This window comes from Actinoplanes sp. NPDC023714, from assembly GCF_040639855.1.
GTDB lineage: Bacteria > Actinomycetota > Actinomycetes > Mycobacteriales > Micromonosporaceae > Actinoplanes.
Window position 1 is genome coordinate 56,584 of record NZ_JBFAAR010000004.1, and the last position, 20,359, is coordinate 76,942.

General features: G+C 71.5%; 16 protein-coding genes. 9 read left to right on the forward strand and 7 right to left on the reverse strand.

The window, feature by feature from the left end:
* Positions 1-37: 37 nt before the first annotated feature.
* Positions 38-823 (forward strand): type 1 glutamine amidotransferase, encoded by a 786-nt coding sequence (locus AB0G10_RS19590; protein WP_360923225.1) that lies wholly within the window; start codon positions 38-40, stop codon positions 821-823.
* Positions 823-3,825 (forward strand): bifunctional [glutamine synthetase] adenylyltransferase/[glutamine synthetase]-adenylyl-L-tyrosine phosphorylase, encoded by a 3,003-nt coding sequence (locus AB0G10_RS19595; protein WP_360923228.1) that lies wholly within the window; start codon positions 823-825, stop codon positions 3,823-3,825. Before AB0G10_RS19590 ends, AB0G10_RS19595 begins: the two co-directional genes overlap by 1 nt.
* Here the strand turns inward: AB0G10_RS19595 and AB0G10_RS19600 are convergent.
* A complete protein-coding gene (locus AB0G10_RS19600; RefSeq protein WP_360923231.1) occupies positions 3,822-4,982 on the reverse strand; it encodes a hypothetical protein in 1,161 nt (386 codons plus the stop codon). The genes AB0G10_RS19595 and AB0G10_RS19600 overlap by 4 nt on opposite strands.
* 136 nt (positions 4,983-5,118) lie before the next feature.
* Complete coding sequence (locus AB0G10_RS19605) at positions 5,119-5,550, reverse strand: MarR family transcriptional regulator (protein WP_360923233.1); 432 nt, start codon at positions 5,548-5,550, stop codon at positions 5,119-5,121.
* Positions 5,551-5,636: 86 nt separating this feature from the next.
* Here AB0G10_RS19605 and AB0G10_RS19610 point away from each other — a divergent pair, with 86 nt between their 5' ends.
* On the forward strand, positions 5,637-5,837 hold the full coding sequence (locus tag AB0G10_RS19610; protein ID WP_360923236.1) for a hypothetical protein: 201 nt from the start codon (positions 5,637-5,639) through the stop codon (positions 5,835-5,837).
* Positions 5,838-5,840: 3 nt separating this feature from the next.
* Here the strand turns inward: AB0G10_RS19610 and AB0G10_RS19615 are convergent, their stop codons facing one another.
* Positions 5,841-7,538, reverse strand: a complete 1,698-nt coding sequence (locus AB0G10_RS19615; protein WP_360923239.1) for a hypothetical protein — start codon at positions 7,536-7,538, stop codon at positions 5,841-5,843.
* 57 nt (positions 7,539-7,595) lie between these two features.
* Here AB0G10_RS19615 and mptB point away from each other — a divergent pair, with 57 nt between their 5' ends.
* From mptB to AB0G10_RS19635, 4 genes are all read left to right on the forward strand, one after another.
* On the forward strand, positions 7,596-9,023 hold the full coding sequence (mptB, locus tag AB0G10_RS19620) for a polyprenol phosphomannose-dependent alpha 1,6 mannosyltransferase MptB (protein ID WP_360923242.1): 1,428 nt from the start codon (positions 7,596-7,598) through the stop codon (positions 9,021-9,023).
* A complete protein-coding gene (locus AB0G10_RS19625; RefSeq protein WP_360923245.1) occupies positions 8,950-10,086 on the forward strand; it encodes a glycosyltransferase 87 family protein in 1,137 nt (378 codons plus the stop codon). The genes mptB and AB0G10_RS19625 overlap by 74 nt, the downstream gene beginning before the upstream one ends.
* A gap of 9 nt (positions 10,087-10,095) precedes the next feature.
* Positions 10,096-12,255 carry an esterase-like activity of phytase family protein gene (locus AB0G10_RS19630; protein WP_360923248.1) on the forward strand — a complete coding sequence of 720 codons (2,160 nt, stop codon included), beginning with the start codon at positions 10,096-10,098 and terminating at the stop codon, positions 12,253-12,255.
* A gap of 61 nt (positions 12,256-12,316) precedes the next feature.
* A complete protein-coding gene (locus AB0G10_RS19635; RefSeq protein WP_360923251.1) occupies positions 12,317-12,958 on the forward strand; it encodes an ElyC/SanA/YdcF family protein in 642 nt (213 codons plus the stop codon).
* A 12-nt stretch (positions 12,959-12,970) separates the two neighbouring features.
* On the opposite strand, the gene AB0G10_RS19640 is transcribed toward AB0G10_RS19635, so the two are convergent.
* Both AB0G10_RS19640 and glnA read right to left on the reverse strand, forming a co-directional pair.
* Complete coding sequence (locus AB0G10_RS19640) at positions 12,971-13,318, reverse strand: ADP-ribosylation/crystallin J1 (protein ID WP_360923254.1); 348 nt, start codon at positions 13,316-13,318, stop codon at positions 12,971-12,973.
* Between the two features lie 292 nt (positions 13,319-13,610).
* Positions 13,611-15,035, reverse strand: coding sequence for a type I glutamate--ammonia ligase (glnA, locus tag AB0G10_RS19645; protein WP_360923257.1), 1,425 nt, complete (start codon positions 15,033-15,035; stop codon positions 13,611-13,613).
* A gap of 190 nt (positions 15,036-15,225) precedes the next feature.
* On the opposite strand from glnA, the gene AB0G10_RS19650 reads away from it, so the two are divergent.
* Positions 15,226-15,657, forward strand: coding sequence for an RDD family protein (locus tag AB0G10_RS19650; protein ID WP_360923260.1), 432 nt, complete (start codon positions 15,226-15,228; stop codon positions 15,655-15,657).
* A 46-nt stretch (positions 15,658-15,703) separates the two neighbouring features.
* Here AB0G10_RS19650 and AB0G10_RS19655 read toward each other — a convergent pair whose 3' ends face one another.
* Together AB0G10_RS19655 and AB0G10_RS19660 are read right to left on the reverse strand one after the other, a co-directional pair.
* Positions 15,704-18,850 (reverse strand): hypothetical protein, encoded by a 3,147-nt coding sequence (locus AB0G10_RS19655; protein ID WP_360923263.1) that lies wholly within the window; start codon positions 18,848-18,850, stop codon positions 15,704-15,706.
* A gap of 3 nt (positions 18,851-18,853) precedes the next feature.
* Positions 18,854-19,828 carry a hypothetical protein gene (locus AB0G10_RS19660; RefSeq protein ID WP_360923266.1) on the reverse strand — a complete coding sequence of 325 codons (975 nt, stop codon included), beginning with the start codon at positions 19,826-19,828 and terminating at the stop codon, positions 18,854-18,856.
* A 153-nt stretch (positions 19,829-19,981) separates the two neighbouring features.
* On the opposite strand from AB0G10_RS19660, the gene AB0G10_RS19665 reads away from it, so the two are divergent.
* Positions 19,982-20,329 carry a WXG100 family type VII secretion target gene (locus AB0G10_RS19665; protein WP_360923269.1) on the forward strand — a complete coding sequence of 116 codons (348 nt, stop codon included), beginning with the start codon at positions 19,982-19,984 and terminating at the stop codon, positions 20,327-20,329.
* Positions 20,330-20,359 lie beyond the last annotated feature (30 nt).

Consider the following 20,359-nt stretch of genomic DNA (forward strand, 5'->3'; position numbering starts at 1 on the left):
CGCACCACACCCGGGAAGGACCCGATAGCCTCGTGCTGTGGGCAGCGCACTAGTCATCGAGAACGATCCCAGCGACGACCTCCGGCGCCTCGGCGACTGGCTGACCGAGGCCGGCCTCGAGCTCACCGTGCTCCGGCCGCACGCCGGCGACGAGCTGCCGGAGACGCTCGACGGCTTCCTCGCGCTGATCGTGCTGGGCGGCGATCAGAACGCGTACGCCGCCGAGGACGGCACCCCCGGGGCGCCCTGGTTCCCGGCCCTGGAGGGGCTGCTGCGCAAGGCGGTGCGCTACCGCGTCCCCACCCTCGGCGTCTGCCTCGGCGGTCAGCTGCTCGCGGTCGCGCACGGCGGCCGGGTCGAGCGCAGCCCCTCGGGCCCGGAGGTCGGCCCCGGCCTGATCGGCAAGCGCGACGCGGCCGACACCGACCCGCTGTTCAAGTGGGTGCCGCTCATCCCCGACGTGATCCAGTGGCACCGCGACGAGATCACCGAGCTGCCGCTGAACGCGGTGCTGCTCGCGGCGTCCAGCCGGTACCCGAATCAGGCGTTCCGGATCGGCGACCGGGCCTGGGGCACCCAGTTCCACATCGAGTGCGACACCGACATGATCGAGGCCTGGGCCCGCAGCGACACGGCGGCGCTCGACGAGCTCGGCTACGACGCCGAGTCGGTGGTGGCCGCGACCACCGGCGCGCTCGCCGACGTGGAGGAGGTGTGGCAGCCGTTCGCGCAGCGGTTCGCCGCGCTGGCCCTCGGCGAGCTGCCGGACGCCGACATACCGATCACCGGCGCCGGCCGGACCCTGCCGCTGCTGGGGCAGTGATGACCAGGCCCAGCCGGCTCGCGCGGTACGGGTTCGCCGACGACGGCGCCCGCGCCACCGACCTGCTCGGCGCCGACGGCCTGCGGCTCTGGGACGCCGAGGCGCACGCCCCGGCCGGCCCGGCCGCGTCCGACCTGCTCGACGCGCTCTCCCGGACCGCCGACCCGAACCTCGCCCTGCGCCAGCTGCACCGGCTCGCCGACTCGGCCGGCCGGGCCGCCGAGCGCAGCAACGGCAACCGGGTGGCCGGTCCGGGCAGCGCGCTGGTGCACAACGAGGCGACCGCCGAGCTGCTCGGCGAGCTGTCCCGCGATCAGGGGTTCAAGCGCCGGCTGCTGGCCGTCCTCGGGGCGTCGTCGGCGCTCGGCGATCACCTGGTGGCCAACCCCGACGAGTGGAAGACGCTCGCCACCTCGAAGAGCGGCCTCCCGCCGGACGCCGAAGGGCGGCTGGCGTTCCCGGCGGAGACCGTCCCGCAGTTGCGGTCGGCGTACCGAATCTCGCTCTTGCGCATCGCCGCGGCCGACCTGACCGGAGGCCGCGGCCTGGAACCCACCATGGCCGCGCTGTCCCGCCTGGCCGACGAGACGCTCGCGGCCGCCTACGCGATCGCGCTGGCCGACCTGCCCGCCGGAACGCCGGAGCCGCGCCTCGCCGTCGTGGCGATGGGCAAGTGCGGCGGCAACGAGCTGAACTACGTCTCCGACGTGGACGTGATCTTCGTGGCCGCCGGCGACGAGGATCTGACGGCCGGCACCACGATCGCGGCCCGGCTCATCGAGATCTGCGGGCTGGTCGCCTGGCCGGTCGACGCGGCGCTGCGGCCGGAGGGCAGCCGCGGGCCGCTGGTCCGCACGCTCGCCAGCCACCAGGCCTACTACCGCAGGTGGGCGCGGACCTGGGAGTTCCAGGCGCTGCTCAAGGCGCGCCCGGCGGCCGGTGACCTCGCACTCGCGCAGGCCTGGATCGCCGACCTCGCGCCGCTGGTCTGGCACGCGGCCGAGCGCCCGGAGGCGGTCACCGACGTCCGCGACATGCGCCGCAAGATCATCGAGAACGTGCCGGCCAAGGAGGTGGACCGGGAGATCAAGCGCGGTCCGGGCGGCCTGCGCGACATCGAGTTCGCGGTGCAGCTGCTCCAGCTCGTGCACGGCCGCATCGACGAGACGCTGCGCGCGCCGGGCACGCTCCCGGCGCTGCGGGCGCTGGTCACCGGCGGCTATGTGGGCCGGCAGGACGGCGAGACACTCCTGCGCGGCTATCGCTTCCTGCGCGGCGTCGAGCACCGGCTGCAACTTCAACAGCTCAAACGTACGCACACCGTGCCCGACGACGCCGCGGGACTTCGATGGCTGGCGGCGGCCCTGGGTTACACCGCCATGCCGGGGCGGGACGCCGTCGAATCGTTCCGCTCCGACTGGGTCGGGCACGCCGCCAACGTCCGCCGGCTGCACGTGAAGCTGCTCTACCAGCCCCTGCTCGAAGCGGTCGCCCGGGTGCCCGCCGAGGAGCTGCGGATGACCCCGGAGTCGGCCCGCAAGCGCCTGGAGATCCTCGGGTTCGCCGACCCGGCCGGCGCCCTGCGCCACCTGGAGGCCCTGACCGGCGGCGTGACCAGGACCGCGGCGATCCAGCGGACCCTGCTGCCGATGCTCCTGCAGGACTTCGCCGACGCGCCGGAGCCGGACCGCGGGCTGCTCAACTACCGCCAGGTCTCCGACAAGCTGGGCAGCACCCCGTGGTACCTGCGTCTGCTGCGCGACGGCGGCCCGGTGGCCCGGCGGCTGGCCCGCGTCCTGAGCCTCTCCCGGTACGCGACCGACCTGCTCACCCGCGACCCGGAGGCGCTCCGGCTGCTCGCCGAGGACGGCGAGCTCCAGCCCCGGCCGCGTCAGGCCCTGCTCGACGGGTTCGCCTCGGCCGGCGACCGGCACGCCGGCGACCCCCTCCAGGCGATCGGCGCGGTCCGCGCGCTGCGCCGGCGGGAACTGTTCCGGATCGCCTGCGCCGACATCCTGAGCCGGGGCGGTGATCTCGCCCCCGACCGGCCCCTCGACGTGGACGCGATCGGGGCGGCACTCTCCGACGTCACCGACGCGACGCTCAGCGCGGCCCTGCGGATCGCCCGGCGCGCCAAGCCCGGCCCGGAGGGCCTGCGGTTCGCGATCGTCGGGATGGGGCGGCTCGGCGGGTACGAGATGAGCTACCCCTCGGACGCGGACGTGCTCTTCGTCTACGCCCCGCCGGCCGGTGCCGCGGACAGCAGCGCCGCCTCCGCCCACGCGATCGCCGAGGAGCTGCGCCGGCTGCTCCAGTCGCCCGCCCCCGACCCACCCCTCGGCGTCGACGCCGACCTGCGTCCCGAGGGCCGGCAGGGCCCGCTCGTCCGCAGCATCTCCGCCTACCAGCAGTACTACGCCCGCTGGTCGAAGGTCTGGGAGTCGCAGGCGCTGCTGCGGGCCCGGTTCGTCTGCGGCGACGCGTCGCTCGGCGCCGAGTTCGAGGCGCTCGCCGACCGGGTCCGTTACCCGGACGGCGGGCTCACCCGCGAGCAGGTCGTCGAGATCCGCCGGATCAAGGCCCGGGTCGAGACCGAGCGGCTGCCGCGCGGCGCCGACCCGAACACGCACACGAAACTCGGCCGCGGCGGCCTCGCCGACGTCGAGTGGGCGGTCCAGCTGCTTCAGCTGCGGTACGCGCACGAGCACCCGGAGCTGCGCAAGACCTGCACCAAGGAGGCGCTCGCCGCCGAGTGCGAGGCGGGTCTCGTCGACGCGGCGGACGCGGACGCGATGGCGGCCGGCTGGACCCTCGCGTCGCAGGTGCGCAACGCGCTCACGCTGGTCCGCGGGCGGCCCACCGATCAGCTGCCCCGGCACGGGGTCGAGCTGGCGGGCGTGGTGCTCCTGCTGGACGGCGGCGACCCGGGTGAGTTCGTCGACCGGTACCTCCGCTTGACGCGCCGGTCACGGGCGGCCATGGAGCGCGTGCTGGAGGGTTAGCACGGGTTCGAGGTGCCCTCGGCACGCAAAATCCGATATTTCGGTTTTATCGTGATTGTGTAGCTCACTCGCCAGTCGGTGCAGGTCTCGTCCGGCCGGTCCTCGGGTCCGTCCCCGGCCTCCTGCCTGCTGCGGAACGACACGTCCGCGCCCAGCCGCCCGGCACCCAGGTCGGTCAGATCGTGCAGCACCACGTCCGAGTCCCGGGCCGTGGCCGTCCCGTCGCTGAACCGGGCCATCTGCTCGGGGTCGTCCGGGTCGAGCTCGCCGTCCGGGTCGAGGACCTCGGCCACCCCGGCGTAGTCCTTGGCGTTGATGCCGGTGAAGTAGGTCTCCAGCATGGCGGCGACGGCGTCCGCCCGGTCGTGCGTCACCTCGGGGTCGACGGTGACCAGTCCGGTGCGCCCGGGCGGCTCGGTTCCCGGCTCCTCACCTCCGGGCTCCTCGCTTCCCGGCGGCTCTGTGGTGGCGCGCTCGAGCGGCCGCTCGCTGTCCGGGATGATCGGGATCTGCTCCCGGTTCGGCGGCGGCGCGTCGCCCAGGCGCTGGCCGGCCGGGCGGTTGCGGGGCTCGGTGCTCGCCGAGTCGAAGAGGCGGGGGCCGCCGAGGATCGCGGCCGCCGCGAGGGCGGCGATCAGGACGACGATCGGGACGGCCGGGAGCAGGCGGCGCCGGATGGCCGGTTCGTCCGGGTCCGGCGGCGGGTCGGCGGGCTCGGGGATCCAGGTGGCGCCGGCGGGCTCGGGGTTCCAGGCGGCGTCGGCGGGCTGTTTCACCGGCGGTGGCCAGGGTGTGCCGGCGACCGCGGGAGGCGCGTTGCGCGGCGCCGGGGGCGGGCCGCCGCGGAAGCCGGGAGCGTTCCGGGGTTCCCAGCGTTCCCGCCGTTCGACCGGCTCCCGGTTCTCGATCGGCTGTTTCGCCACCGCCCGCCGGTCCGCCGGCTGGTTCCCGGCCGGCTGGTTTCCGGCCGGCTGGTTTCCCGGCGGCTGCTGCCCGGCCGGCCGCGTCAGTCTCTGCGGGATCGGCGGGATCGCGTCCCAGCGGGTCGGTTCGGTGCTCCGGGACGGTCGTCCGCACGTCTCGCAGACGCCTGGTTCACCGTCGTTCGTCTCGCCACAGTTGCCGCAGATCCACATCTGCCGGTCGACTCCCGTCATTCTCGCCGAAACCCGGCTGGGTTGAGAGAATTCAGTGAATCGCGTGGTGAGCCAGTATGAAACGCCCGCTACGGGTGACGTTGCCGCCGATCGACCTACCCGGGTGACGGATCAGTAGCCGATTGGCGAATCGCATTCAACGGCTAGCGGCGGCGATGACCCGGGTGAGCGCCTCGTGAACGGTCTTCAACTCCTCGATGGGCATCCCGAGCCGTTCCACGACCGCGGGCGGGATCCGCTCGGCGTCGGCGCGCAGTTGCCGGCCGCGCTCGGTCAGCGTGATCGCGAGGCTGCGCTCGTCGGCGGTGTCCCGCTCGCGCCGCAGGTATCCGATCGCCTCGAGCCGCTTCAGCAGAGGGGAGAGGGTTCCCGGGTCGAGCTGGAGCAGCTCGCTGAGCCGGCGAACCGAGAGCGGGGCGTGCTGCCAGAGTGCGAGCATGACGAGATATTGCGGGTGTGTCAGCCCCATCGGCTCGAGCAGCGGACGGTAGATCGCCACGACGCTGCGAGCCGCCACCGACAGCGCGAAGCAGACCTGCTGCTCCAGGGCGAGGGGGTCGTCACTCACTTGCGGATCTCCTCAGCTCGTCGGTTAATCTAACGATAGTTGGTGTACCAATCATTGGCCCGCAAAGCTTTCGGAGGCGAGCGATCGTGTCGAAGTTCTCTGACTGGTTTCACCGGACGTTCGACAACTGGGCGTTCCGCTCGCTGATCGGCCCGGCGCAGACCAAGGGCGCCGTTCAGGGCTGCGATGCCGAGGCCCGTGAGCAGTGGAAACGCGACCTGGAGAACCGGAAGCGCTACACCCGCGAGCAGCGTGAGCGCAAGCGCGCGGCCCGCCAGCGGACCTGACCCTCACAGCAGGCTGCTGCCGATCGTGTAACGCCCGGCGGCCGGTACCCGCACCGTCGTCCACAGCCCGTCTGCCCCGATCGAGGCGCCGCCCGTGACGGTCAGCCAGCGGTGATATCGGATCCGGACACGCACCTCACCGGCGGATGCCGCGTCGAACGTCGCCGACGCGGCATCCTGATCCACCAGCCCGTCGACGATCGGGCGTGCGCCGGTCACCTCGTAGAGCCGCCAGTGCGCGTCGCTCCAGACCGGTGTGAGATAGGGCAGACCGTTCGTGACCAGCTCCGCCTCGGCCCGGCCGGGCCAGGCCAGTTCCGCGTCGGGCACCGCCACGTACTGGACGGCCAGCTCGTCCAGCCACGTCCGGTAGCTGTCGGCGGTGAGCGCCACCCCGGTTCCGGCGGCGCCCGGCACGGTCGTGAAGAACAGTGGGTTCCGATCGATATCGGCCTGTCGCAGCCATCCCCGCGCCAGCGGCACGTCGCCCATCGAGGCCGCCTCCCAATACGCGCGGGTCGGCGGGATCTCCACTCGTCCGGTCAGCTTCTGCTCGGCGAGACGTGCCCGCAGCGGCGCGAAATAGCCGGGATCGGCGGTCGGGTTCCCGATATCCCGCACGTCATCGAGCACGACCGGCGGCTGCCACCACACGAGTGCCGCGAGCAGCAGGGTCACCGCGAGTGGCGCTTTTTTCCGGGTACGAGGGACCGAACCGTAAGCGGCCAGCACCGGCAACCCGAACATGACCGCGAGCCGGGTCGCGTTGAGCCCGACCGGCGTATGGATCAGCGAGGCCGCCAGCACCCCGGCCGACGACAGCAGAGCCCCGATCCGCACCGCCCGGTACGGCACGAACACCGCCACGACCAGCCCGGTCACCACCGCCCGCACGGTATCGGTGCGGCTGATGTTCATCCACCCGCCGTCCCCGAAGAGCAGGCTCGTGATCGCCAGCGGCACAGCGGCCGGGACGGCGAGCAGAAGCCCGTCCCGCCACCGCAGACCACCCCACCCGCCGCCGGTCCCGCCGTCAGAGGCGCCGCGTGCGCCGTCCGAGGTGCCGCCCCACCTGCTGCCTCCGCCATCCGAGGCGCCGCTCTCGCCCGGTCCCTCCGCCGTCGCAGCGACGACGCTGTCCGGCGTCGTTCGAGTGCCGGGACGGGTGAGCAGCAGGGCGACGCCGGCCAGGCCGGTGAAGAGGCCGGCCACCGGGCTGGTGGCGCCGGCCAGGAAGGCGGCCCCGGCGGCGAGGAGGCGCAGGCGCGGCCTCCGCTTCGCGGTGAGCAGGACCAGCGCGGCCACCGCGAAGCAGATGCCGAGCCCGTAGGTGACGCGGCCACTCACCAGGTTGCCGGCGAAGGCGACCGTCCCGAAGATCGCGCCGAGGGCCGGGCGGGCCGCGCCGGTGCGCCGGAAGAGCACCGCGAGCAGCACCGGGCCGGCCACGAGCGTGAGCACGCCGGTGACCCGGACGCCGAGCAGCGCCATCACCGGCTGCGAGACGAGGCTGTATCCGAACTGCTCGACCCCGGCGTACCAGCGCAGGTCGACCGGGGTGAGGCCGTGATCGGCGAAGAAGCCGGCCCGGGCCACCTGGGCGGCCAGATCGGAGCCCATCGGGGGCAGGATCAGGTAGACGACGCCGAGGATCGCCGCCACCAGCGCGGTGATCCACTCCAGCCGGTGCCGGGCCCACATCCCGCCGACCCTACCGGTTCACCGGTGGTTGCAGCCTGTCACGGTAGGGTCGTCGCCATGCCGCGTCCACTCCTCGTCCGATATGCGGGGCTGGCAGGCAGTCTGCTCCTGGCGGCGGCCGCCTGGTCCGGTGGCGCCACCGACCCGTGGGAACCGAACGTGACGCCGGGCACCATCTTCGCCGGCGAGAACGGTGTGCTGCTCCCGGTCAGCTGGCTGCTCGGGACGCTGCTGCTGATCGGCGCCTGGTGGGCCGGGCGGCGTGACGTGCCGTCCCTGCGGTGGGCCTATGTCACAGCGGCGATCTGGGCGGTGCCGCTGCTCCCGTTCCTGCCGCTGGCCAGCTATGACGTCTACTCGTACGCATGTCAGGGATGGCAGCAGAGCGCCGGGCTCGACCCGTACAGTGGCGGTCTTGATCTTCTGGGGTGTCCCTGGGCCGACGCCGTCGCGCCCACCTGGCGGCAGACGCCGGCGCCCTATGGCCCGGTGTTTCTCGTGCTCGCGGCTCTCGCCGCGAAGCTGGGCGACCTTTTTCCGGGCGGCGGGCTCACCGGCACCGTCGCGCTGCTGCGGCTGATCGCGGTATGCGGCGTCGTGGTGATCGGTTTCTGCTTGCCCGTGCTCGCGCGCCGTGCCGGGGTGCCGCCGCAGCGGGCCGTGTGGCTGGTTCTGGCGTGTCCGCTTGTGCCCATCCATTTGATCTCCGGGGCGCACAACGACGCCGTCATGGTCGCGTTGCTGGTGGCCGGTCTGACGGTGGCCTCAAGAGCCACCGCCTGGCCGAGAATGATCGCTGCGGGGGTGCTGCTCGGGCTCGCCGTCGGGGTGAAGGCGACCGCCGTCGTGGTGCTGCCGTTCGCGGTGCTGCTCCTGCCGCTGCGCTGGTGGCGGTCGGCGCTGGTGCTCGGTTCCGGTGCCCTGGCCGCCCTCGCGGCGGTCTCGCTCGGCGCCGGGCTCGGGCTCGGATGGGTGACCAGCCTGTCCGGAAGTGGCGTGTCGGTGCAGTGGACCTCGCCGCCGACCGCGGTGGGGCTCACGCTGGAGCTGTTCGGCGTGCCGAGCGCCGTGCCGGCCACCCGGGTGATCGGCATGATCGTCCTGGCCGTCGTGCTGGTGATGCTCTGGCTGAGAGCCTTCTCCGCCTCCGGCGCGGATCCGGTGCATTTCGCCGGGCTCGCCCTGGCCGCGACCGTGCTGCTCGCCCCGGTCTTCCATCCGTGGTACGCCCTCTGGCCGCTCGCGGTGCTCGCCGCGACCGTGCGGAGGGAGACGTTGTGGCTGGTCGCGCCGTGTGCGGTGGCCGCGGCGCTCTGCCTGCCGGACGGATACAACCTGGCCCTCGTCACCAAGGCGCAGGGTGCCGTCGTCATGACCGTGCTCGCCGGCTGTCTAGCGTGGAAAGTCCTGAATGAAGCGAATCGTCACTCTCTGCGTCCTCGCGTCGATCACGGTGGGGGCGATCGTCCTCACCGGGCTCCGTAACGAGTACTTCGACTCGAAGGTCTACCACGGCGCGATCCAGTACTGGTTCCGCGACGGCGGCATGGTCTACGACTTCCTGCGGCCGGGCACGCCGTACGGATTCACCTATCCGCCCTTCGCCGGCCTGGTCATGTCGCCGATGGCGTATCTGCCGATCCTGCTCGTGGCGATCGTCGCCTCGCTCGCCACCATCGCGACCACCGCGTTGATCGTCTGGTGGCTGGCGCGACCGATTCTGGACAGGCTGGGCTGGAACGACCGCATCGGGTGGGCCATCGCGATCTGCCTCGGGCTGCTCTTCGAACCGGTGCGCGAGACGATCACTTTCGGCCAGGTGAACACGCTGCTGCTCGCGCTCGTGACCGCCGACATGCTCTTCGGCGTGGCCCGCGGCCGGAAGTGGGCCGGCGTCGGCATCGGCATCGCGGTGGCGATCAAGCTGACCCCCGGCGTCTTCATCCTCTACCTGCTGGTCACCCGGCGGTGGCGGGCGTTGCTGACGTCGATCGGGTCGGCGGCCGGGGCGACGCTGCTGGCCGGGGCGCTGTTCCCGGACGAGTCGCGGGAGTTCTGGACGTCGGCGCTGTGGGACACGAACCGGGTCGGGCTGCTCCACTACCTCTCCAACCAGTCCGAGCGCGGCATGCTGGCGCGGCTGCCGCTCGACGTGGTCGAGTCCAAGATCTGGCTGGCGTGCGTGCTGGTCACGCTGGCGGTCTGGGCGTGGCGGGTCGGCCGGGCCCCGTCCGACGTCGTCGGGGGTCTGGCGCTCACCGGTGTGCTCGGCTGCCTGATCAGCCCGGTCACCTGGATCCACCACTGTGTCTGGTTGATCCCGGCTCTGATCCGATGCGTCGAGCTCGGCCGGCCATATCTCGGCATCTCCGGGTACGTGGTGATGACCTCGCACCTGACCTGGTGGTGGGAGAAGCGTCCCCGGCCGCCGCTGGAGCTGATCGGCGGCAACATTTATGTCTGGTTCAGCCTGGCTCTGCTCTTCTGGACACCCCTCGGCACCCGCCGTTCGTCTGACGTCCATGAACTGGACAAGATCATCGCGTAGTCAGCTTGCATGTCCATTCGCCGTACCACCTCGGCGGTTGTCTCCGCTGTGGCCGTGACCGCGGCCGCGGTCGCCAGCGCGCCCGCCGCTGCCTCCGCCCACGGCTACGTCAACAGCTTCCAGCGCCTCTCGACGTTTCCCGCATACCTGAACTCGTCGATCGACGACACGGCCGCGGCGGAGATCTCCACCGTCACCGAGGACGGCCGGACTGTCGTCTACACCGACAGCCCCGGCAAGCGCCTCGGCCTCATCGACATCACCAACGCGTCCCGGCCGAAGCCCGCCGGCACCCTCGCCGTCGGCGGTGAGCCCACCTCGGTCGCGCACCTCGGCAACCTGCTGCTGGCCGGTGTCAACACCCGGACCAGCTTCACCGAGCCGTCCGGCAAGCTCGTCGTGATCGACTCGCGTTCGCGCAGGACCGTCCGCTCCATCGAGCTCGGCGGCCAGCCCGACTCGGTCGCCGTGGCGCCGAGCGGCCGGTACATCGCGATCGCCATCGAGAACGAGCGCGACGAGGACGTCAACGACGGCGCGATCCCGCAGGCGCCCGCCGGTTGGCTCGCCGTGGTCGACACTCGTACATGGAAGGTCTCGAAGGTTTCTCTGTCGGGCCTCTCGGAGATCGCGCCGACGGACCCCGAGCCGGAATATGTCAGCATCAACGCGCGGGACGAGGCCGTCGTCTCGTTGCAGGAGAACAACCATCTGGCCGTGGTGTCGCTGCGGTCCGGGCGGGTCGTCTCCTCCTTCTCCGCCGGCTCCGTGACCGTTTCCGGCGTCGACACTCTCGATGACGACCAGATCGTCCTAACCGGCTCGATCACCGCGAAGCGGGAGCCGGACGGCGTCGCGTGGATCACCGACGACCTGTTCGCGACGGCCAACGAGGGTGACTACGAGGGCGGCTCGCGCGGCTGGTCGATCTTCAACAAGAAGACCGGCAAGGTCGTCTGGGATGCCGGCAACACCCTCGAGCACATCGGGGTCGAGCACGGCCAGTACCCGGACAAGCGGTCGGATGCCAAGGGCATCGAGGTGGAGAACGTCACCTTCGCCCGTCTCAAGGGGATTCCGTACGTCTTCGTCAACTCGGAGCGGGGCAACTTCACGGCGGCCTATGACGTTTCCAACCCCTCGAAGCCGCGCTTCAAGCAGTTGATGCCGACCTCGAACGCTCCCGAGGGTGTCGTCGCGGTGCCGTCCCGGAACCTCGTCGTCGTCTCCACCGAGGAGGAGGACGCGTCGATCGGCATCCGTGGCGGGGTGCAGATCTTCGGTTTCGGTTCGGGTCCGGACACGCAGATCTCGTCGCGCTCCTCCGGTGACGTGATCCCGTGGGGCGCGCTCTCGGCGCTCTCGCCGGTGCCGGGCAGCCGGGACAAGCTCGTCTCGGTGACCGATTCCGTCTACACCCCGACCCGGATCCTGACCCTGTCGACCGACGGCGTCATCTCCCGCGAGCTGGTCGTCACCAAGGACGGCAAGCCCATCGGGTACGACGCCGAAGGTCTCGTGGCCCGCAAGCAGGGCGGCTACTGGCTGGCGGTCGAAGGGGCCTCCGCGTCCTCGCCGAACCTGCTGGTCCGCCTGAACGCGGCCGGCGCCGTCCAGGAGGAGATTCCGCTCTCCGCCGACGTCGCGGCCGCCGTCACCAGCAACGGCCTCGAAGGCGTGGCCGAGTCGGGCAGGTACGTCTGGGTCGCGGTCCAGCGCGCCATCAAGGGCGACCCGGCGAACACGGCCCGCATCGGCCGCTACGACACGACGACGAAGACCTGGTCGTGGCTGCTCTACCCGCTCGACACGGCCCCGACCGGCTGGGTCGGCCTCTCCGAGCTGGTGGCCGTCGACAAGGACACGTTCGCCGTGATCGAGCGCGACAACCAGCGGGGCACCCTCGCCGCCGTCAAGAAGATCTACACCTTCGACGTCCCGGCCTCCTGGCCCGGCGTCCCGGCCTCTTGGTCCGGCGTGCCGACCGTCGCCAAGAAGCTGCGGAAAGACCTGTTGCCGCAGCTCAAGGCCGGCGGCGGCTGGGTGCAGGACAAGGTCGAGGGCCTGGCCGTGGCCGGTGACGGCCGGACCTATGCGGTGACCGACAACGACGGCCTGGACGACGCGACGGGTGAGACCGTCTTCCTGGATCTGGGTCGCCTGCTCTGACTCGCCCCTATCGTTTGGTCTCGGCCATTTCCTTCCTGCCGGCTGGACGATCATGGGTGATGTGCGATTCGAGGTACTCGCGGGAACGCCCGGTCTGACCCTGTCCCAGGTGGCGCACGTCCTGATCCCCGGCCACGGCCGGAACGCCGACGCCACCGGCCTCACCCCGCGAGGTGAGGCCCGTTGCCGGGCAGCCGCTTCCCTGCGGCTGCCCGGCCGGATCGTCTGCGCCGGTTACAAATCCCCGATCGACCACAAGGGCACCCCGTGGAGCACACCGGACGCCCCCGGCGAGACCTTCCAGGGGGTCCCCGAGGCCGACCTCATGCGTTCCTGGCTTCTCTCGGCCGGCATCCCCGACGAGACCATCCACGTCGAACGCCACTCGATCGACACCGTGACGAACCTCCTCCGCGCCGAACACGAGGGCCACTTCGGCGACGACGGCCCGGTGGCGATCGTCGCCCAGCCGGGCCATCTGCGCCGCATCCTGTCGGTGGTGGCCCCGCGAACGCTGCGCCGCCCCTACCTCGGCGTGGTGGTGCCGGGACCCGCCCGGGAGAACCCCTTGGCGGCGCCGGTGAGCCGCTTCATCAGCGCGGCCCTGCCACCCGACCTGGCAGCCGCGATAGCCCTGGCCGAACGCCGCTCCCTACGCCTGTGGACCACGGCCCAGCGCCTCGGCAGGCGCACCTACTACTGACCGCTCTTTGACCTACCGGAACTCGTGGACGACCTCGATAGTGCCGGCGATGTGAGAGTTGAACTCGTCGAGTTCCCCGGCCGGCACCCAGAGCTCGAGGATCGTGTCGCCGCCGACCTGCCGCACCGGATAGCGGCTCAGGAACGCGCTGTCCACTTCGAACCGCGTCACGAACCCGGCCCCGGAATGCGGCACGTTCCAGTCCCGCGCGATCCTGATGGCGTAGTCCTCGTTCAGCACGGGATAGAAGATCGGCTGGTCGGCCAGGCGCGGCGGCCAGGCCCGCCACCCGGAGGCGCGTACCAGCTCAAGCTCCGCCGGCCCGGTGGGCCGCCACAGCGTCGTCGTAGGGGTGCTCATCGGCGGAACGCTATAGGCCACCGCCCCCGCCGGGCGACGCGATTTCCGGGCATGGGCGTCGTCCTGTGAGAGGGCGTCGTCCTGTGAGAGGGCGTCGTCCCGTGAGAGGGCGTCGTCCCGTGAGAGGGCGCCGCCCCGCGCGAGGCGCCACCCCGCGCGAGGCGCCACCCCGCCGGGAGGGCGCCGCCTTGTCAGGAGGGCGCTGCCCGGGATTGCCTTGCCGGGAAACCAACGGAAAACGGCGGCCACAAACGTGGCCGCCGTTCCCTCAAGCCTTACCCGCGAGCGCGGATCAGACGTTGTAGTACATCTCGAACTCGTGCGGGGTCGGGCGCAGACGGACCGGGTCGATCTCGTTGGTGCGCTTGTAGTCGATCCACGTCGAGATCAGATCGTCGGTGAAGACACCGCCGGCCGTGAGGAACTCGTGGTCGGCCTCGAGCGAGTTGAGCACCGCGTCGAGCGAGCCCGGCACCTGCTTGACGCTGCCCCACTCCTCCGGCGGCAGGTCGTAGAGGTCCTTGTCGATCGGCGCCGGCGGCTCGATCTTGTTCTTGATGCCGTCGAGGCCCGCCATCATCTGGGCCGAGAACGCGAGGTACGGGTTCGACGACGGGTCCGGCACGCGGAACTCGACGCGCTTGGCCTTCGCGTTGCTGCCGGTCACCGGGATACGGGTGCAGGCGGAGCGGTTGCGCTGCGAGTAGACCAGGTTGACCGGGGCCTCGTAGCCCGGCACGAGGCGCCGGTACGAGTTGACGGTCGGGTTGGTGAACGCCAGCAGCGACGGCGCGTGGTGCAGCAGACCGCCGATGTACCAGCGGGCCGTGTCGGACAGGCCGGCGTAACCGGTCTCGTCGTAGAACAGCGGCTCGCCGGCCAGCCAGAGGCTCTGGTGGGTGTGCATGCCGGAACCGTTGTCACCGAAGAGCGGCTTCGGCATGAAGGTCGCGGTCTTGCCGTGCTCCCACGCGGTGTTCTTGATGATGTACTTGAACAGCTGCATCTGGTCGCCGGCGTGCAGCAGCGTCGAGAACTTGTAGTTGATCTCGCCCTGGCCCGCAGTGCCGACCTCGTGGTGCGAGCGCTCCACGGTGAAGCCGGTGTCGACCAGGCGGCGCACCATGGCGTCACGCAGGTCGGAGTAGTGGTCGACCGGGGAGACCGGGAAGTAGCCGCCCTTGTACGCGGTCTTGTAGCCGCGGTTGCCCCCCTCCTCGACCCGGCCGGTGTTCCACGCGCCCTCGATCGAGTCGATGTAGTAGAACGCCTGGTGGGCGGAGGTCTCGTGGCGGATCGAGTCGAAGATGTAGAACTCCGCCTCGGCGCCGAAGTAGGCGGTGTCGGCGATGCCGCTCGCCGCCAGGTAGGCCTCGGCCTTCTTCGCCACGTTCCGCGGGTCGCGCGAGTAGGCCTCGCGGGTGAACGGGTCGTGGATGAAGAAGTTCAGCGCCAGCGTCTTCTGGATGCGGAACGGGTCGATGAAGGCGGTCGCCACGTCCGGAAGCAGCATCATGTCGGACTCGTGGATGGCCTGGAAGCCGCGGATCGAGGACCCGTCGAAGGCGAGGCCGTCGGTTGCAACGCTGTCGTCGAACGACTCGACCGGGATGTTGAAGTGCTGCATCACACCCGGGAGGTCACAGAAACGTACGTCGACGAACTTGACGTCCTCGTCTTTGAGGTATCGCAGGAGTTCCTCGGGATTGGCGAACACACGTCCTCCTGGCACAGTTTTCCGATACCGGGCGGCATGGGCCGCCACCTGGCAAGGCTGGTCGCGACGTTATGGGTACGGAGTTGCCCCGGCGTATCCCTATTGTTTCCGCCGTGTTACGGACTGGGCCGAGAGGGCACGGCGATACGCACGCTGATCACCCGGACACTATCGCGTACGCTCGGAAGACGTGGCTGCTTCCGTCAACGAATCCCCCGTGACACCGGCCGGCATCGAGCCCGCGGGACTCGGTCCGCGACTGGCGGCCATCGTCATCGACTGGATCCTCTGTCTGCTGATCGCGAGCTTCTATGCCAGCCCGTCCGAGAAGGCATGGCCTCCGGTCCTCGTTCTCGTCGTGGCGAACACCTTCTTCCTAGGTCTCTTCGGGCAGACGCCCGGGATGCGCCTCGCGCGCATCCACTGCACCTCTTATATGGGGGAGGCATCCAGCCGGGCTGGAGCTTCCTATCCCGACGGGGGCGTGATCGGCCTGCGCCGCGGTCTGATCCGCGGTGTGCTGCTCGGGCTCTTCATCCCCGCGATGATCATGGATGGTCAGGGACGCGGTCTGCACGACCGTGCCGCGAGATCCATCGTGGCAAAGATTCCGCGGAGCTGACAGGGCGCCGGCGATGAAAAGAAGTGATGGCCGGTAGAAGCAATTTTCATTGGCCATCGCGATTCTCGTCGGCGGAGTCTGGAGCGGTCGAACCACCGACCACGCCGCCACCCGGCGTCCTGATTCCGAAGGCCTGCTCATGAGTGACCAGATCGTCCGGCTCCCGCGTCGGAGCCGGATCTCCTCCGAAACGTCGCCTGTCCAGCTCGGGCGTGACCGTCCCCTCCGGCCTCGTGGCCGCCGGGCTGCGCAGACCCCACGGCCCCTCAGCCGGCTGGGACCGCTCGGGAGCGCCGATCACGCCAGGTCCCGCCTGCGGCCGCGACTCTCCCGTCCCGAGCCAGTCCGCCCAGGGTCCGCCCCGGTCCCGCCCTGATCCACCTTGGCCTCGCCCTGATCCGCCCTGCTCCCGCCCCGATGTGCTCGGCGGCGCAGCGTCCGGTGCCGCCGGTGAAGTCGGCCGGTTGATGACGGGCGGCGCGGTTCCGGGCCTCGCCCCGGTCCCGCGGGCTGCGCCCGCAGACCCGGTTTCTTCCGCACTGCCGGGACGCCACTCACGCTCAGCGGCGGGATTTTTCAGTACGGGCGGAGCTGCAGAGCGCGACTCCCCACCAAAGGGGTTGCCGCCCTGCTCCAGGCCACGCCGCTGGCCACTCGACGATCCAGGCTGCTCGAATCCGGACTCCCCGGGCCCGGTCTGCCAGGGTCCGGCCTGCCCAGGTCCCGCTCGCCCAGGTCCCGCTTGCCTCGAACCCGGTCCGGCGAGTGGCCGATCGCCCTCGCCCGGCCCAAGCCATCCGCCCGGTCCGTCGAGGCCACCGGGCCCACTCCGTCCACCCGGAGGCAGACCACCGGCACGTCCCGGCTGAGACGAGGCTTGACCGCCGGCACGCGTCGGTTGAGACGAGGTCGGACCGCCGGCACGTCCTGGCTGAGACGAGGTCGGACCGCCGGCACGTCCTGGCTGAGACGAGGTCGGACCGCCGGCACGTCCGGTCCCGCCGGGCGGTAGCCCGTCGTCGGAGAACCCGCCGCCGGCCCGGCCGTAGCCAGGGTTGCCGGTCCGGCCGTAGCCGGCGGCGTCGGGCCGGGCACTGCCGGGGTCGCCGGGCCGGGCGCTGCCGGGGTCACCGGGGCGCCAGACGCCCGGGGCGACGGGGCGGCCCGGTCCAGGGCGGCTGATGCCTGGAGTGCCGGGGGTCGGTCCGGGGCGGCCCTCGCCTGTGGTGCGGGGTGCGCCTCCGGGTGGTGTGAAGCCCTGACCGCCCGGCGTGCCTCCGGAGCGGGCGGTGCCCGGGTTTCCCGGCGGGGTGCCGGGACCACGCCGGCCGCCCTGGCTTCCGGGGCCGCCGGGCGGGGTGCCGGGACCGCCTCGGCCGCCCTGGCTTCCGGGGCCGCCGGGCGGGAATCCCGGGCGTCCGCTGGGCCCGGCGGGGCTGCCGGGCGGGACTGCGGGACGGCCGCCGGTAGTGCCGGGGCCTCCCGTCTGGGGGCCGCGGCGCTGGCCGGGCGGGGTTGTCGGGGCGTTCGGGGTGACGCCGAGGCGTCCTCCGGGCGTGCCGGGGCCGTTCGGTCCGCCGGGCAGCGGGCCTGGGCGCTGGGAGCCGGCGGTGCCGGGGCGGCCGGGCTGCTGCGGTACCGGTGTGGTGGGGCGGCTTCCGGGGCGGCCGGGCGGGGGTGTCGACGGCGGCGGGAAGGGCTGGCCGGGGCGGCGGATGTGGCGGCCTGCCTGCGGGGCCCGTGGCGTGGAGGCGGACGGCGAAGTGGAGGTGGACGGCGGGCCGCCCGGGCGGCGCAGGGAGCGGCCCGGAGGCGGGGCGCTGCCGGGTGGCGGTAGCTGGCCGGGAGCGCTTCCGTGGCGGCCGAACTGGCCGGGCAGCGGTGGGCGGATCGTGGCCGGCGGGATTGTGCTCGGCGGGGCTATCTGTCCAGGAGGGAGGGTGCCGGGAGGCAGGGTGCCGGGCGGGAAGGGCTGCCCGGGCGGGATGACGCTCGGGGGAATGGTTCCGGGGGTCACTCCGGGCGGGGTCGTTCCGGGCGGCAGCGTTCCCGGGGGTGTGGTGCCGGGCGGCAGCGATCCGGGCGGCAGCGTGGGGGCTCCCGGGGGTAGGCCGCCCGGGCCGGGGGCCTGGCCGCCGGGCGGGAACGCGCCGGGCGGGAGTGTGCCGGGGGGACGGACTGCGGGCGGTACCACGCCGGGCGGCCGCAGTACGGGCGGCACGGTTCCTGGCGGGGTCAGGCCCGGAGGCGTCGTGCCGGGAGGCCTGATCACTGCCGGCGGGTTCACGGCGGGTGGGGTGACGCCCGGAGGTACGACGCCGGGGGGCAGCAGGGCCGGTGGGGTCAGGGCCGGGGGAGTGAGACCCGGGGGCGTGACACCCGGCGGGTTGAGGCCGGGCTGGTTGGCGACCGGCTCGGTGACGAAGGCCGGACCGGTTTCGGCCGGGAGGTTCTGGGCGCCGGGGATTCCGGCGGGAGGGAGGGCAGCCGGTTGGCTGAGTACGGCGTTCATCGGCTGTACCGGTGGACCTACGCCACTGGAGACCACGGCGATGTAGTCGAAGAACTGGTCGCCGTAGCGGTGGGCGAGGGTCTGGGCCTCGCGGCGGTACCGCTCGCGGATCTCCTTCTGGTCCTCGGCGATCTCCTCCTCGCGGGCGGCGTTCCAGCTGACGCCGCTGGTGAGGAACGAGCCCAGGTTCTCGCCGAAGCTGACGTTCTGGGCGTCCTGGAGTTCGCGCTCGTAGCGGGCCAGGAGCTGGTCCAGGTCGCGGCGGGCGTCGAGCGAGACGTTCACGAGGTGGCGCAGGGCGGTCACGTTGTTCTGGGCGGCGTCCATCCAGACGTCGAGGTAGGTGAGCGCCTCGCCGGGGCCCTTGCGCAGGAACGCGTCGCGGGCGGCCGGGGACTGCCAGTGCTCGTCCTGCAGCACGGTGCTCTGCTGGACGACGAAGTGCCTGATGTCGGCCATGAACGACCAGGTGTTCTGCCACTGGTCGGCGAGGGCGGCCATCTGCTCCGGGTGCAGGTTCCGGATCTTCACGGCGACCGCCTCGACGGTGAGCGGATTGCCGGCGCCGGGCGGCGCGGTGAACGGGATCTGCGACGACGGATGCGTGCCGTAACGCGTCTGCCCGCTGTACGGGCTGTACCCGTAGTTCGGATCGGCGGTGGCGCCCCAATATTCACCCATGGCTCAGCCGTTCACACTCGGGCCGGAAGTGCGGGTTCCGGTCGTCACCCGGTTGGTCTCCTCGAGCACGCCACTCTCGCTCGGGCGATACGTGCTCGTGGTGCTCTCCCGCGTGACCGGATCAACCTTTTCCGTGGTCAGGCTGGTGGTCCGCCCCTCCGCGTCCACCGTCTCGGTGCTCTTTTCGGCGATGTCGGTTCCGTCGTACGCGATCGAGGTCTTGGTCGTCGCGGTGAGCGTGCCGTCCTCGCCGAAGGTCTCCACCGTCGTGGTCCGGATCGGGCCATCGACGCGGCTCGACGTGCGTGTCGTGGAGGCCGAGACCGGCTCGCCGTTGCGGCCGAAGATCGTGGTCGTGGCGGTCGAGACGCCACCGGGCGCGTTCACTGTGGACACCTCACGGCGCTCGCCGTTCGGCCCGGTCGAAATCTGCAGGGTCTGATAGGCGGAGACCGGGGTGATCGGACCCTCCCGCCAGGACATGCTGTCCGCGGGCGGAGGAGTGGCGGCGCCGGCCATCTGCTGCTCGAGATACGTGGTGCCGAGCTCGTCCGGAAGCCCGGCCGGCCGGGGGACGGTCTTGTCGCCGAACGCGAACAGCACGTCGTCGAGGGAGGCGGCGGCGACCGCGTCGGTGGATCGGTAGCTCTCGGCGATGGTCTGCGCCGCATTCGCCACATTGCCGAGCGACTCGGCCAGCTTGCCGAGATAGGTGCCGAGCTCGGCCGCGTTCGCCTGAAGGCCGGCACGGACCGCGTCGGCCTCACCCAGCACGTCGCCCGTGAAGGCCCGGGCCGGCATCTCGGTCAGCGGTGCGAGATATCCGGAACGCGCGGATATGTCAGCTTGCTGACTGGCGAGGAGTCGTGCGTACTCGCGGAGGCCGTCCAGATCGACCGCGATCGCCGGACCGCCACGCAGCCACGGTGCCGCGGCGTTTGCCGAGGTCTGCTCCGGATAGGGGTTTTCGGTGCCCATCACGCCTCCCCGTATTGATCATGACCACTGTCGCTTGCGGTGATCGGGTGACGCTGGAGAGTACGCACTCTTCCGGAAACCGGTTCGAACCGAGTCCGCCCGGCTGGCGTACGGGAGGGCATAACCCACTTTCGAGGACTGGGGAGAAGGGCAATGGCAGGTTTCGGGCAAGTCCATGCCACTCAGGAACAGCTCACCGCTATGGCCAACCGCTGCGGTGAGACCGGGCAGAGCATCTCGCAGGGCATGAGCCGGGTGATGGGCGAGATCCAGGCCCTCAGCGGCGGCGCCTTCGCGGGTACCGCGAACAACGCGCTCCAGGACGTCTCGGTTCAGCTCAACGACGGCCTGTCGAAGATCATGAGCGCTCTCGACGAGCTGGCGGGCAAGATGTCCGCCGCTTCCACGACGTACGGCGTGAACGACGAGGAGGCCGCGCAGGCGATCCGCTCCGCGGGTTCCGGCGCCGACGGTTCCGTAGTCAGCATCCTGCGCGGCTGAGCGCTCGCGATCGAGATCGGGGAGAGCAGA

Excerpts from the sequence above, each read along its gene's own strand:
- AB0G10_RS19595 (WP_360923228.1), top strand. The coding sequence starts at position 823 with ATGACCAGGCCCAGCCGGCTCGCGCGGTACGGGTTCGCCGACGACGGC.
- AB0G10_RS19600 (WP_360923231.1), bottom strand. The coding sequence starts at position 4,982 with ATGACGGGAGTCGACCGGCAGATGTGGATCTGCGGCAACTGTGGCGAG.
- AB0G10_RS19615 (WP_360923239.1), bottom strand. The coding sequence starts at position 7,538 with ATGTGGGCCCGGCACCGGCTGGAGTGGATCACCGCGCTGGTGGCGGCG.
- mptB (WP_360923242.1), top strand. The coding sequence starts at position 7,596 with ATGCCGCGTCCACTCCTCGTCCGATATGCGGGGCTGGCAGGCAGTCTG.
- AB0G10_RS19625 (WP_360923245.1), top strand. The coding sequence starts at position 8,950 with ATGAAGCGAATCGTCACTCTCTGCGTCCTCGCGTCGATCACGGTGGGG.
- AB0G10_RS19630 (WP_360923248.1), top strand. The coding sequence starts at position 10,096 with ATGTCCATTCGCCGTACCACCTCGGCGGTTGTCTCCGCTGTGGCCGTG.
- AB0G10_RS19640 (WP_360923254.1), bottom strand. The coding sequence starts at position 13,318 with ATGAGCACCCCTACGACGACGCTGTGGCGGCCCACCGGGCCGGCGGAG.
- AB0G10_RS19655 (WP_360923263.1), bottom strand. The coding sequence starts at position 18,850 with ATGGGTGAATATTGGGGCGCCACCGCCGATCCGAACTACGGGTACAGC.
- AB0G10_RS19660 (WP_360923266.1), bottom strand. The coding sequence starts at position 19,828 with ATGGGCACCGAAAACCCCTATCCGGAGCAGACCTCGGCAAACGCCGCG.
- AB0G10_RS19665 (WP_360923269.1), top strand. The coding sequence starts at position 19,982 with ATGGCAGGTTTCGGGCAAGTCCATGCCACTCAGGAACAGCTCACCGCT.